Here is a 13,473-nt window from a genome sequence, read left to right as displayed (position 1 = left end):
AAGAATCGTGGAGAACCTGATTGCGCTGCTGATCGCGGCGCCCCTGCTCGGAGCGGCCGTCCTTCTGGTCGGCGGCCGCCGGCTCGACGCCGTCGGCCACTGGATCGGCACGCTCCTGTCGTCCGTCTCCTTCGTGTTCGGTGTCATCCTCTTCAGCGACCTGCTGAGCAGGGACGCCGAGGACCGGACGCTGACGCAGCACCTGTTCAGCTGGATCCCGGTCGAGGGTTTCCAGGCGGACGTCGCCTTCCGCCTCGACCAGCTGTCGATGACGTTCGTGCTGCTGATCACGGGCGTCGGCTCGCTGATCCACCTGTACTCGGTCGGGTACATGGAGCACGACGAGCGGCGCCGCCGCTTCTTCGGCTATCTGAACCTGTTCCTGGCGGCGATGCTGCTGCTCGTCCTCGCCGACAACTACCTGTTGCTCTACGTCGGCTGGGAGGGTGTCGGGCTCGCGTCCTACCTGCTCATCGGCTTCTGGCAGCACAAGCCCAGTGCCGCCACCGCCGCGAAGAAGGCCTTCCTGGTCAACCGGGTCGGCGACATCGGCCTGTCGATCGCCATCATGCTGATGTTCACCACCTTCGGGACCTTCGCCTTCGGCCCGCTGCTGGGGGCGGAGGGCGAGCCCGGCATCGCGGGTGACGCGAGCGAGGGCAAGCTGACCGCCATCGCCCTGATGCTGCTGCTCGCCGCCTGCGGCAAGTCCGCCCAGGTGCCGCTCCAGTCCTGGCTCGGGGACGCGATGGAGGGCCCGACCCCGGTCTCGGCCCTCATCCACGCGGCGACGATGGTGACGGCGGGTGTGTACCTGATCGTCCGCTCGGCGGCCATCTTCAACGGCGCACCCGACGCGCAGCTGGTCGTCACCGTCGTCGGTGCCGTCACGCTGCTGTTCGGTGCGATCGTCGGTTGCGCGAAGGACGACATCAAGAAGGCGCTGGCCGGCTCGACCATGTCGCAGATCGGCTACATGGTGCTGGCCGCGGGCCTCGGCCCCATCGGCTATGTCTTCGCGATCATGCACCTGGTGACGCACGGCTTCTTCAAGGCCGGGCTGTTCCTCGGCGCGGGCTCGGTCATGCACGGCATGAACGACGAGGTCGACATGCGCAAGTACGGCGGCCTGCGCACGTACATGCCGATCACCTTCGTCACCTTCGGACTCGGCTACCTCGCGATCATCGGCTTCCCGGGCCTGTCCGGCTTCTTCTCCAAGGACAAGATCATCGAGGCGGCGTTCGCCAAGGGCGGCACCGAGGGCTGGATCCTCGGCGGCTGCGCCCTGCTCGGCGCGGCCATCACCGCGTACTACATGACGCGCGTGATGCTGATGACGTTCTTCGGTGAGAAGCGCTGGCAGCCCGACGCGGACGGCCACGAGCCGCACCCGCACGAGTCCCCGAGGTCCATGACGATCCCGATGATCGTGCTGGCGTTCGGATCGGTCTTCGCCGGTGGGTTCTTCAGCATCGGTGACCGCTTCCTGCACTGGCTGGAGCCTGTCACGGGCCACAGCCACGGCGACTCCCCGGTCAGCGCCCTGACGGTCACCCTCGCCACCATGGTGGTGCTCGTGATCGGCGTGGCGATCGCCTACGCCCAGTACGGCCGCCGCCCCGTCCCGGTCGTCGCCCCGCGCGGGTCGCTGCTCACCCGGGCCGCCCGGCGCGACCTCCACCAGGACGACTTCAACCACGTCGTCCTGGTCCGCGGCGGCGAGCACCTCACGCGCTCCCTGGTCTACGTCGACCACACCCTGGTCGACGGAGTCGTCAACGGCACGGCGGCCTCGGTCGGCGGCCTCTCCGGGCGCCTGCGCCGGCTCCAGAACGGCTTCGCGCGGTCGTACGCGGTCTCGATGTTCGGCGGTGCGGCGGTCCTCATCGCCGCGACCCTGCTGATGAGGGCGGTCTGATACCGATGTCCTTTCCTCTGCTGACAGCGACGGCGGCGCTCCCGGCGATCGGGGCGGTCGCCACGGCCGCCGTACCGGCCGCCCGGCGCAACGCCGCCAAATCGCTGGCCCTGGTGTTCTCTCTGGCGACACTCGCCCTGGCGATCGTCGTCCTGGTCCGCTTCGACCCGGACGGCGGCCGCTACCAGCTCACCGAATCCCACTCCTGGATCGCGGACTTCGGGGTCAGGTACGAGTTGGGCGTGGACGGCATCGGGGTGGCGCTCGTCGCGCTGACCGCGTTGCTGATCCCGTTCATCATTTTCGCGGGCTGGCACGACGCCGACCCGCTGGAGACGGGCAGCAAGCGCTGGCGGCCGACACAGGGCTTCTTCGCCCTGATCCTGGCCGTCGAGGCGATGGTGATCATCTCCTTCGAGGCGACCGACGTCTTCGTCTTCTACATCTTCTTCGAAGCCATGCTGATCCCGATGTACTTCCTCATCGGCGGCTTCGGGGACCGTGCCCACGAGCACGGCGAGGAGGTGGCGTCCACACAACGGTCGTACGCGGCCGTGAAGTTCCTCCTGTACAACCTGGTCGGCGGTCTGATCATGCTGGCCGCGGTGATCGGCCTCTATGTGGTCGCCGGGAACTTCTCGCTCACGGAGATCGCCGAGGCCCGCGCCAACGGAACGCTCGACATGGCGACGAACACCGAACGCTGGCTGTTCCTTGGCTTCTTCTTCGCCTTCGCCGTGAAGGCGCCCCTGTGGCCGCTGCACACCTGGCTGCCCAACGCCATGGGTGAGGCGACCACCCCGGTCGCCGTGCTCATCACGGCGGTCGTCGACAAGGTCGGCACCTTCGCCATGCTCCGCTTCTGCCTCCAGCTGTTCCCGGAGGCGAGCAAGTGGGCGACGCCCGCCATCCTCGTCCTCGCCGTGATCAGCATCATCTACGGGGCGCTGCTCGCCGTGGGCCAGCGGGACATCAAGCGGCTGGTGGCGTACGCGTCGATCTCGCACTTCGGGTTCATCATCCTGGGCATCTTCGCGATGACCAGCCAGGGTCAGTCCGGCGCGACGCTCTACATGGTCAACCACGGCATCTCGACAGCCGCCCTGATGCTGGTCGCGGGTTTCCTGATCTCCCGGCGCGGCTCGCGGCTCATCGCCGACTACGGCGGGGTGCAGAAGGTGGCCCCGGTGCTCGCCGGCACCTTCCTGATCGGCGGTCTGGCGACGCTCTCGCTGCCGGGACTCGCGCCCTTCGTGAGCGAGTTCCTGGTCCTGGTCGGCACGTTCGCGCGCTACCCGGCGATCGGCATCATCGCCACCTTCGGCATCGTCCTCGCCGCGCTCTACACGCTCGTCCTGTACCAGCGGACGATGACGGGTCCGGTGAAGCCCGAGGTCTCGGCGATGCCCGACCTGCGCGCGCGTGAGCTCGTGGTCGTCGCCCCGCTGATCGTGTTGTTGATCTTCCTGGGCGTCTATCCGAAGCCCGTCACGGACATCGTGAATCCGGCGGTCAAGCAGACCTTGTCCGACGTAGACAAGAAGGACCCCCAGCCCGAGGTGGAGGCGGCCAAGTGAGCGCATCAGCCGTCCACAGCCTGTGGACAACGGCGGCAACCGCGGCCGAACCGATCTCGAAGATCGACACGCCGAAGATCGAGTACGGGCAATTGTCGCCCACCTTGATCGTTCTGGGCGCGGCGATCATCGGAGTGCTGGTCGAGGCGTTCGTGCCGCGCAAGCACCGCTACTACGCACAGTTGTTCGTATCCGTCGTGGCGCTGGCCGCCGCCTTCGCCGCGGTGGTCGCGCTGGCCGAGGGCGGATACGGCACCACGAAGGCAGGCATCGCGGCCATGGGCGCGATCGCGGTCGACGGACCGGCCCTCTTCCTTCAGGGCACGATCCTGCTGGCCTCCCTGGTCGGCCTGTTCACCTTCGCCGAACGGCGCCTCGACCCCGAGGTGCACGGCAACCGGGTCGACTCCTTCGCCGCCCAGGCGGCCTCCGTGCCCGGCAGCGACAGTGAACAGGCCGCTGTCAAGGCCGGGTTCACGACGACCGAGGTCTTCCCGCTGCTGCTGTTCGCGGTCGCCGGCATGCTGGTCTTCCCGTCGGCCAACGACCTGCTGACCCTGTTCATCGCGCTGGAAGTCTTCTCGCTGCCGCTGTACCTCCTGTGCGCACTGGCCCGCCGCAAGCGCCTCATGTCGCAGGAAGCCGCGGTCAAGTACTTCCTCCTCGGCGCGTTCGCCTCCGCGTTCACCCTCTTCGGCATCGCGCTGCTGTACGGGTACGCGGGCTCGGTGTCCTACGGCACGATCGCGCAGGTCGTCGACGGCACCGTCCAGAACGTGAACCCGGCGCTCGCCGACACCATGGGCAACGACGCGCTGCTCCTCGTCGGCGCCGCGATGATCGTCATGGGGCTGCTGTTCAAGGTGGGCGCGGTGCCGTTCCACATGTGGACACCCGACGTCTACCAGGGCGCGCCGACCCCGGTCACCGGCTTCATGGCCGCGGCGACCAAGGTGGCCGCCTTCGGCGCGCTGCTGCGTCTCCTCTATGTCGTCCTGCCCGGCCTGCGCTGGGACTGGCGGCCGGTCATGTGGGGCGTCGCGATCATCACCATGCTGGGCGGCGCGATCGTCGCGATCACGCAGACCGACATCAAGCGGCTGCTGGCGTACTCGTCCATCGCGCACGCCGGATTCATCCTCGCGGGTGTCATCGCGACCACTCCGGACGGCGTCTCGTCGGTTCTCTTCTACCTGGCCGCCTACTCGTTCGTGACGATCGGTGCGTTCGCCGTGGTCACCCTCGTGCGCGACGCCGGTGGCGAGGCGACCCACCTGTCCAAGTGGGCCGGGCTCGGACGCAGGTCACCCCTGGTGGCGGCCGTGTTCGCGGTGTTCCTGCTGGCCTTCGCCGGTATCCCGCTGACCTCAGGGTTCGCCGGTAAGTTCGCCGTGTTCAAGGCGGCGGCGGAGGGCGGCGCGGCCCCGCTGGTCGTGGTCGGTGTGATCTCGTCGGCGATCGCGGCGTTCTTCTACATCCGCGTGATCGTGCTGATGTTCTTCAGCGAGCCGCGGCCCGAGGGCCCGACCGTCGCCGTTCCGTCACCGCTGACGATGACGGCCATCGCGGTCGGCGTGGCGGTCACGCTGGTGCTCGGCGTGGCGCCGCAGTACTTCCTGGACCTGGCGAACCAGGCGGGAGTCTTCGTCCGCTGAGCCGCTCCGAGCAGGTGCGCTGACCTGCGTCTGCCTGTACGACGGGCCCGGTTCCCCAGGCGGGGTGCCGGGCCCGTCGGCGTCGTACGGGCGGTCGAGTCCGGGGATTCTCCCGCGCCCGTCACCCGGAGTCACCGGAACGAGCCTGTGGATAACTCCGGCGCTGTCAGTCCGGACCCCTATCGTGGAGGCAGTGGTCGAGGGACGACGTACGGGGGACCGGACGATGGGCGGGACAGGTGGGATCAGCGCGATGACAGCGATCACCGGGACACCGGAGCGAACCGAGAGCGAGGCACTGGCCACGCTGCACCGGGTCTTCGGATACGACGCCTTCCGCGGCGAGCAGGAAGCGGTCATCGAGCACGTGGTGGGCGGCGGAGACGCGGTCGTCCTCATGCCCACCGGCGGCGGAAAATCGCTGTGCTACCAGATCCCTGCCCTGGTCAGGCCGGGTACAGGCATTGTCGTCTCGCCGCTGATCGCGCTGATGCAGGACCAGGTGGACGCACTGCGGGCACTCGGCGTGAACGCCGGGTTCATGAACTCCACGCAGGACTTCGACGAGCGGCGGGTGGTCGAGGCCGAGTTCCTCGCCGGTGAGCTGGATCTGCTCTACCTGGCGCCGGAGCGACTGCGTCTCGACTCCACCCTGAACCTTCTTTCCCGCGGCAAGATCTCGGTCTTCGCGATCGACGAGGCGCACTGCGTCTCCCAGTGGGGCCACGACTTCCGCCCCGACTACCTGTCCCTCTCGCTGCTCGGCGAGCGCTGGCCGGACGTCCCGCGGCTCGCCCTCACGGCGACGGCCACCCGCGCGACGCACGAGGAGATCACCCAGCGGCTGAACATGCCGTCGGCCCGGCACTTCGTGGCGAGCTTCGACCGGCCCAACATCCAGTACCGGATCGTGCCGAAGGCCGATCCGAAGAAGCAGCTGCTGAGCTTCCTGCGCGAGGAGCACGCGGGCGACGCGGGCATCGTGTACTGCCTCTCGCGCAACTCCGTGGAGAAGACGGCCGAGTTCCTCTCCCGCAACGGCGTCGAGGCTGTGCCCTACCACGCGGGTCTGGACGCGGGCACGCGCGCGGCGCACCAGTCCCGGTTCCTGCGGGAGGAAGGCCTGGTCGTGTGCGCGACCATCGCCTTCGGCATGGGCATCGACAAGCCGGACGTACGGTTCGTCGCCCACCTCGACCTGCCCAAGTCGATCGAGGGCTACTACCAGGAGACGGGGCGTGGCGGCCGCGACGGACTGCCCTCCACCGCATGGATGGCCTACGGCCTCAACGACGTCATACAGCAGCGCAAGCTGATCCAGTCCGGTGAGGGTGACGAGGCCTTCCGCCGGCGGGCCGCCGCGCACCTGGACTCGATGCTGGGGCTGTGCGAGACCGCCCGGTGCCGCCGCGGACAGCTCCTCGCCTACTTCGGCCAGGAACCGGAGCCGGCGGGCTGCGGCAACTGCGACACCTGCCTCACGCCCCCCGAGACCTGGGACGGCACCGTCGCGGCCCAGAAGGTGCTGTCGACGGTGGTGCGGCTCCAGCGGGAGCGCGGGCAGAAGTTCGGCGCGGTGCAGATCATCGACATCCTGACGGGCAAGCGCTCGGCCAAGGTGATCCAGTTCGACCATGACCAGCTGTCGGTGTTCGGCATCGGTGAGGACCTCTCCGAGGGCGAATGGCGGGGCGTCGTGCGGCAGTTGCTGGCACAGGGGCTGCTCGCGGTCGAGGGCGAGTACGGCACGCTGGTGCTGACGGAGGCGAGCGGGTCCGTGCTCCGCCGCGAGCGGGACGTGCCGCTGCGCAAGGAGCCGAAGAAGTCGGCGACATCGAAGGCGTCGGGCTCTTCCTCCTCCGGGAGGAGCAAGTCCAAGGCCGCCGTGGCCGAGCTGCCCTCGGAACTGGTGCCGGCCTTCGAGGCCCTGCGTGCCTGGCGTGCCGAGCAGGCCCGTGAGCAGGGCGTCCCGGCGTACGTCATCTTCCACGACGCCACGCTCCGGGAGATCGCCACGGCCTGGCCGACCTCGGTGCAGCAGCTCGGCGGCATCAGTGGGGTCGGCGAGAAGAAACTGGTGACGTACGGGGAGGGCGTGATCGCGGTGCTGGCCGCACTGGGCGGGGCGCCGGCCACCGCCGATCCGGGGCCCGTGGAGAGCCCGGCTCCCGACGCCGCTCGGGGTGCCGCGACGGATCCGGGTGGTGCGGACTACTGGCCGGAGATGGACGCGGAGCCGGAGCCCGAGGACTGGATGTAGGGGACCGGGAGGGGACCGAGGGAGGCGGGGGGCCGCGGGAGGGGGGACCGGGGGACGGGGACCGAGGGACGGGGCCGGGCACGGGGGCCCTGGAAGGCGGCCGGGGTCGGGGGCGGAAGAGGCGACTGAGCTGGTCACAGAGCGCGCGTCGCGTACGCCCTGACGTCCGCGTCGGAGTCCGTCGTCGCCGTGGCGAGGGCCGCGCGGGCGGCTTCCGAGGCTCGGTGGCGGGTCAGGGCCAGGACGGCGGCCTTGCGGACGTCGGCGTTCGGGTCGGCCAGGGTCTTGGCGAGGACGGGCAGGGCGGTGCCGGGGTGGGCCACCGACAGCGCGGTGGCGGCACCGGCGCGGACCTGCCAGGCGGGGTCGGCCAGGGCGGTCACGGCCCGCGCGGCGAGTGGCACCGGGCAGCCGGTGGTGCCCAACGCCTCGTAGGCGGCGGCACGCACCAGGGCATCGGGGTCGTCGACGAGCCCGACGAGGGCCGCGTGGACGGCGTCGTGCTCGACGGAGATACCCGCGGCGGAGCCGGGGGCGGGGACGGCGCTGGGGTCGGCGTCGGACGGTGAGGTTTCGCTCAGGCGTCCGGCCGCCACCGTGGCCAGGGCCTTGGCGATCGTGACGCGGACCTCGCGGGACGGGTCGGCGGTCGCCGCGTGGGCCAGTTCCTCGGCGGCGTCGACGGAGACCAGGGCGCGGACGGCCTCGATACGGACGGCGATGTCTGCGTCGGTGAGCGAGCCGGCGAACAGGGCGGCGTCACCGAGGCGCAGGGCGCGCAGCACGTCCAGGGCCGCGGCGCGGACGACGGGGTCGGACTCGGCCAGGGCGGCGGCGAGGCCGTCGCGCAGGTCCGGTTCCGCCGGCAGGGTCTCGACGAGTTCGCGCAGGGAGGCCGCCGCGGCGGCACGCACCTGCGCGGAGGGGTCGCGCAACGCCTCGGCGAGAGCCGGACCGGTGCCCGACGGCACGGTCTCGGTGAGGACGGCGACGGCCTCGCGTCGGACAGCGGCCGCCGCGTCGGTCAAGTAGGGCAGCAGGGAACCGAGTTCGGGCTCGGCCTCGGCGAGGGCGACGAGCTCCAGGAGACGAACGGCCGACTGGCGGGAGGGCTCAGGTGAGGGTTCAGGGGAGGAGTGATCGAGGGCGGGCTCAGGCGTCGGAAGCGCCGAGCTGTCCGTGCCCCGCGGGGCGGCGGCCTCGGCCCCGGTGGCGACGGGTGCCACGTCCCGTGATCCGGCCGTGGCCACGTCCTCGGGGTGGACTTCGCCCAGCGGCCGGGAGGGGCCGCCGACCGGGGTGAACTCGTCGACCGGAACCAGATAGGGAGCCACGGGACGGGCCGTGAACTCCATCGAACCAGAGGGGGACTTGTGCAGATCGAGGTGATGGAACCAGGAGTCGTCGTCGCGACGAGGGTGGTCGAGGCGGTCGTGGTAGAGACCCCAGCGGGACTCCGTACGGGCCAGGGAGGCGCGCGCGGCCATCTCCGCGCAGTCACGGATGAAGGAGACCTCGGCGCACCGCATCAGCTCGTGCGCGGTGCGGGCACCCATCTCGGCGATGTCGTCGCGCATCCGCTCGAAGGACTCCAGGGCCAACGACAGCCGCGCGCCCGACTTCGGCGGGGCCACGTAGTCGTTCACGAAACGGCGCAGCTTGTACTCGACCTGGGGCTGCGGCGGGCCCTCCGGGTTGCGCAAGGGGCGGTAGATCAGTTCGTGCGCCTCGCGCAGCTGGTCGGCGGGAAGCTCACCGTCGTACGCCTTGTACCGGGCCGCGTCCGAGCCGGCCAGGTCGCCGAAGACGAACGCGCCGATCATGTAGTTGTGCGGGACGCAGGCCAGGTCACCGGCGGCGTACAGGCGGGGGACGGTCGTGCGGGCGTGCTCGTCGACCCGTACGCCCGAGGCCGAATGGCCGCCGCACAGGCCGATTTCCGAGATGTGCATCTCGATGTCGTGCGTGCGGTAGTCGTGACCGCGCCCGGAGTGGAAGGTGCCCCGGGTCGGACGCTCGGTCGAGTGCAGGATCGACTCCAGGGCCGAGATCGACTCCTCGGGGAGGTGGCTCAGCTTCAGGTACACCGGGCCCCGGTCGCTGGCGACCTCGGCCGCGAACTCGGCCATCATCTGGCCCGACCAGTAGTCGGAGTCGACGAAGCGTTCGCCGTGCCGGTTGACCTGGTAGCCGCCGAAGGGATTGGCGACGTAGGCGCAGGCCGGACCGTTGTAGTCCTTGATCAGCGGGTTGATCTGGAAGCACTCGATGCCGGTCAGCTCGGCGCCCGCGTGGTACGCCATGGCGTAGCCGTCACCCGCGTTGGTGGGATTCTCGTAGGTGCCGTAGAGGTAGCCGGAGGCGGGCAGGCCGAGGCGGCCGCAGGCCCCGGTCGCGAGGACGACCCCGCCCGCGCGGACGGTGACGAACTGCCCCGTCCGGGTGTTGAAGCCGACCGCCCCGATGGCGCGCCCGTCCTCGGGAGAGGTCAGCACGCGCACCGGCATCACCCGGTTCTCGATGCGGATCCGTTCCCGCATCTCGCGCCGCCGCAGCTGCCGGTACAGCACCTTCTTGACGTCCTTGCCCTCCGGCATGGGCAGCACATAGGAGCCGGAACGGTGGACCTGGCGGACCGCGTAGTCGCCGTGCTCGTCCTTCTCGAACTTCACGCCGTACGACTCCAGGCGCTGCACCATGGCGAAGCCGCGGGTCGCGGTCTGGCGGACGGTGGACTGGTCGACGATGCCGTCGTTGGCGCGGGTGATCTCGGCGACGTAGTCGTCGGGCTCGGCGCGGCCGGGAATGACCGCGTTGTTGACGCCGTCCATGCCCATCGCGAGGGCCCCGGAGTGCCGGACATGGGCCTTCTCCAGGAGCAGGACGTGCGCGCCGTGCTCGGCGGCGGTCAGGGCCGCCATGGTGCCGGCGGTGCCGCCACCGACGACGAGGACGTCGCAGGTCAGCTCCTCGGCGTCGCCGAGCGCGGGGATCTGGAGAAGGGTGTCCACCGGAGTGCCTTTCAGGTGCTCAGTGAGGTCAGGACATCGCGTCGCAGGGCCACCCGCGCGGGGTCGTCATGGGCGGCGCGGTCGCGTGGACGCGGCACGTCCCGTACGGCGACGAGGCGGCCCGCGCCGAGGAGGGCCACGCGATCGCCGAGGAACAGGGCCTCGTCCACGTCGTGGGTGACGAAGACGACGGTCGCGCCCGTGCCGTGCAGCACCTCCACCAACAGGTCCTGCATGCCGGCGCGGGTCTGGGCGTCGAGGGCGCCGAAGGGTTCGTCCATGAGGACGGCGCGCGGACCCGCGGCGAGCGCCCGGGCCAGTTGCGCCCGCTGGCGCTGTCCCCCGGAGACCCGGTGCGGCAACTGCCTTGCTCGGTCGGCGAGTCCGACCCGCTCGAGCCAGGCCGCGGCCTGCTTCCTGCGCTCCGCGCGCGGTGCGCCCTGGATGGCGAGGGGCAGTTCGACGTTGGCCAGCAGGCTGCGCCACGGGAGCAGAGCGTCCTCCTGGAAGACCAGCGCGCGGTCCGCCGCCGGCCCGCCGATCGGCCGGCCGTCCTGCTCGACGGATCCGGTGAGCGCGGGCAGCAGCCCGGCCAGCGTGCGCAACAGCGTCGACTTGCCGCAGCCCGAGGGGCCGACGACGGTCAGGATCTCGCCCGGCGGGACGTCCAGGTCGACATCGGCCAGAGCGGCGGCGTCGGGGCGGCCGAGGGTGGCCGCGCGGAGGGTGAGCCGGGTACCGCGTACAGCCGTACCGGTCGCGGTGGTGGTGTCGGTGGTCGCGCCGTCGGTGTCCGTACGGGTGGTCTCGCGGGTCTCAGACGAGGTGCTCATCGCGCGCCTCCGCGGGTTCGGGTCCGGTGGGGACGGTGGACGAGGTCGCCGGTGCCGGCGCGGGCGGCCGGGGACCCTTGGGCCGGGCCCGGCCGGTGGGGACGTACGACGTGCGGGGCAGCCAGCGGGTGAGGCGGCGGCCGAGGAGTTCCACGGCCGTGGACGTGGCCCAGCCGAGCACGCCGATCGTGACCATGCCGACGAACACCCCCGGGTAGTCGACGACCGTGTAGTCCTGCCAGGTGCGGTAGCCGACGCCGTACTGACCGGAGATCATCTCGGCGGAGATCACACAGATCCACGACACCCCGATGCCGACCGACAGGCCGCCGAAGATGCCCGGCAGCGCCCCGGGCAGGACGACCGAGCCGAGGATCCGCCACCGGCCACCGCCCATGGTGCGGACCGCCTCCTCCCACCCGGGCGGCAGGGCGCGGACGGCGTGCCGGGTGGAGACCAGGACCGGGAAGAAGGCGGCGGTGAAGGTGATGAAGACGATGCCCTGCTCGTTGGAGGGGAAGAGCAGGATCGCGACGGGCACCAGGGCGATCGCCGGAATCGGGCGGACGACTTCGAGGATCGGTCCGAGCAGGTCCTCGGCGAGACGCGAGCGCGCCACGAGCACGCCCGTGGCAACACCCAGGACGGCGGCCAGAAGGAAGCCGGTGACGATGCGGGTGAGGCTGTCGGTGAGGTCGGTCCAGTAGTCGTCGCCGGCCAGGCGGTCGGCGAAGGCGCGGGCCACGTCGGCGACCGTGGGGAACTGCGAGAAACGCAACCACAGGTCGATGTCCAGGCTGGTCAGCAGCTGCCACAGGCCGAGGGCCGCCCCCACCGAGGCCACCCGCAGCGCATACCGGGTCACGACGCCAGTCCCAGCGCGTCGGCGTACGTGACGACGCGGGCACCGCCGTGGGCCGCGACGTAGGCCTGCGCGGTCGCCGGGGCGACGAACGGCACAAGCGTCGTGCCGTCGGCCACCCAGACGGCCCGGTCGGCGAACCACAGGGTGCCCGTGGTGGCGTCGGGGACGTAGGAGGCGCGGATGCCGTCCTTGTGCTGCGCGACGTAGGCCAGCAGCTCGGCGGGCGTGTTGAAGGTACGGGTCCGCGTGGCGCCCTTGGGCCAGACCTCGCTCGCGGCCGGTGCGGGGGCGGCGGCGAGCTGCTTCGCGTAGGACGGGCCGAGCGCCTTCTTCACGTACCGGTCGTCGACGAAGGAGTCCACGTCGACGTCTCCGGTCAGCTTGGCCGCCTTCAGGATCGAGACGTCCTCCTTGAGCGCGGCGACGAGCTGCGGCTTGACGGCCGGGTCGAAGGTGGAGATGCCGTGGGCGCCGTTGTAGAGGTAGACGACCTCGGCGGGCAGGCCGGTGGCCTTGGCGACCTTCTCGGCGGCGGCCACCGGGTGCGCGTCGAGGTAGCCGGTGGCTTCCGACTGCGCCTTCAGGAACGCCTCCAGCACGGCCGGGCGCTTCTTCGCGAAGTCCTCGCGGGCGGTGACGCCGTGGAAGGTCGGCAGGTCCAGCTGCGCGCCGTCGTACAGCGCCTTCGCCTTGCCCTGGTAGGCGAGCAGGCCGGGCCAGGCGACGAACTGCGAGAGCGCGTCGGCACTGCCGGCCGAGAGGGCCGACGCCCCGACGGCAGGCTGCTGGTTGAGCTTCTCGATGTCCTTGGCCGGGTCGATGCCGGCGCGCCGCAAGGCCCGTACGAGGGTGCCGTCGGCGGCGGAACCGATGCTGGTGGAGACCTCCTTGCCCTTGAGGTCCTCGATGGAGGCGAGCTTGGAGTCGGGCGCCGTGACGATGGTGTTGAGGCCGCCGCGGAGGTTGTAGCCGGTGACCGAGACCAGGTGGGTGGGCTTGCCGAGCTGTTTGCCGCGGGCCGCGTTGATGAGGAGCGGGAAGTCGCCCATCGAGCCGATGTCGATCTTCCCGGCGGTCATCTGCGCGGTGATGGGGGCGCCGGTGGCGTAGTCCTGCCAGTCCACTTTGTAGGTCGTGCCGTCGCCGAGGGCGTTCAGCTCCTTCTCGAAGTAGCCGAGTGAGCGCAGGAGGGTGCCCGCCGTGACGGTGTTGATGGTCTTGGACTGGTAGCCGACGGTGACGGTGACCGTGGAGCCGCTACCGGCCTCGGCGCTGCCGCATCCGGTGAGGGGGAGCAGGAGAAGGGCGGCGGACGCGGCTGACGCTTTGGGTTTCATGGAGGTTCGGGCCT

8 protein-coding genes are annotated in these 13,473 nt (G+C 70.7%); 4 read left to right on the top strand and 4 right to left on the bottom strand.

All coding sequences use genetic code 11. The annotated features are described in order from the left end of the window. The first annotated feature begins 7 nt into the window (after positions 1-7). The 4 genes from nuoL to recQ all read left to right on the top strand — a co-directional run bounded on the left by nuoL (position 8) and on the right by recQ (position 7,413). Positions 8-1,921 (top strand): NADH-quinone oxidoreductase subunit L, encoded by a 1,914-nt coding sequence (gene nuoL / locus QQM72_RS26985; protein ID WP_314223437.1) that lies wholly within the window; start codon positions 8-10, stop codon positions 1,919-1,921. Positions 1,922-1,926: 5 nt separating this feature from the next. Then, entirely contained in the window at positions 1,927-3,498 is a 1,572-nt protein-coding gene (locus tag QQM72_RS26980) for an NADH-quinone oxidoreductase subunit M (RefSeq protein ID WP_314223436.1), read from the top strand. After that, on the top strand, positions 3,495-5,153 hold the full coding sequence (gene nuoN / locus QQM72_RS26975) for an NADH-quinone oxidoreductase subunit NuoN (protein WP_314223435.1): 1,659 nt from the start codon (positions 3,495-3,497) through the stop codon (positions 5,151-5,153). The genes QQM72_RS26980 and nuoN overlap by 4 nt, the downstream gene beginning before the upstream one ends. A gap of 226 nt (positions 5,154-5,379) precedes the next feature. After that, a complete protein-coding gene (recQ, locus tag QQM72_RS26970) occupies positions 5,380-7,413 on the top strand; it encodes a DNA helicase RecQ (protein WP_314223434.1) in 2,034 nt (677 codons plus the stop codon). Positions 7,414-7,547: 134 nt separating this feature from the next. Here the strand turns inward: recQ and QQM72_RS26965 are convergent, their stop codons facing one another. Genes QQM72_RS26965 through QQM72_RS26950 form a run of 4 tightly spaced genes read right to left on the bottom strand, consistent with a single transcriptional unit; the run spans position 7,548 to position 13,459 of the window. Beyond that, positions 7,548-10,424, bottom strand: a complete 2,877-nt coding sequence (locus tag QQM72_RS26965) for a fumarate reductase/succinate dehydrogenase flavoprotein subunit (RefSeq protein WP_314223433.1) — start codon at positions 10,422-10,424, stop codon at positions 7,548-7,550. 11 nt (positions 10,425-10,435) lie between these two features. Next, positions 10,436-11,257 carry an ABC transporter ATP-binding protein gene (locus tag QQM72_RS26960; protein WP_314223432.1) on the bottom strand — a complete coding sequence of 274 codons (822 nt, stop codon included), beginning with the start codon at positions 11,255-11,257 and terminating at the stop codon, positions 10,436-10,438. Continuing rightward, positions 11,241-12,122 carry an ABC transporter permease gene (locus QQM72_RS26955; protein ID WP_314223431.1) on the bottom strand — a complete coding sequence of 294 codons (882 nt, stop codon included), beginning with the start codon at positions 12,120-12,122 and terminating at the stop codon, positions 11,241-11,243. Before QQM72_RS26955 ends, QQM72_RS26960 begins: the two co-directional genes overlap by 17 nt. Further along, complete coding sequence (locus tag QQM72_RS26950) at positions 12,119-13,459, bottom strand: ABC transporter substrate-binding protein (protein ID WP_314223430.1); 1,341 nt, start codon at positions 13,457-13,459, stop codon at positions 12,119-12,121. Before QQM72_RS26950 ends, QQM72_RS26955 begins: the two co-directional genes overlap by 4 nt. Positions 13,460-13,473 lie beyond the last annotated feature (14 nt).

This window comes from Streptomyces zaehneri, from assembly GCF_032248645.1.
Classification (GTDB): domain Bacteria; phylum Actinomycetota; class Actinomycetes; order Streptomycetales; family Streptomycetaceae; genus Streptomyces; species Streptomyces coriariae.
The sequence above is the reverse complement of the archived record's forward strand: the minus strand, read 5'-3'. Positions and strand labels throughout refer to the sequence as shown.

Coding starts and splice junctions, on each gene's coding strand:
- QQM72_RS26950 (WP_314223430.1), bottom strand. CDS start 13,459: ATGAAACCCAAAGCGTCAGCCGCGTCCGCCGCCCTTCTCCTGCTCCCC.
- QQM72_RS26960 (WP_314223432.1), bottom strand. CDS start 11,257: ATGAGCACCTCGTCTGAGACCCGCGAGACCACCCGTACGGACACCGAC.
- QQM72_RS26980 (WP_314223436.1), top strand. CDS start 1,927: ATGTCCTTTCCTCTGCTGACAGCGACGGCGGCGCTCCCGGCGATCGGG.
- recQ (WP_314223434.1), top strand. CDS start 5,380: ATGGGCGGGACAGGTGGGATCAGCGCGATGACAGCGATCACCGGGACA.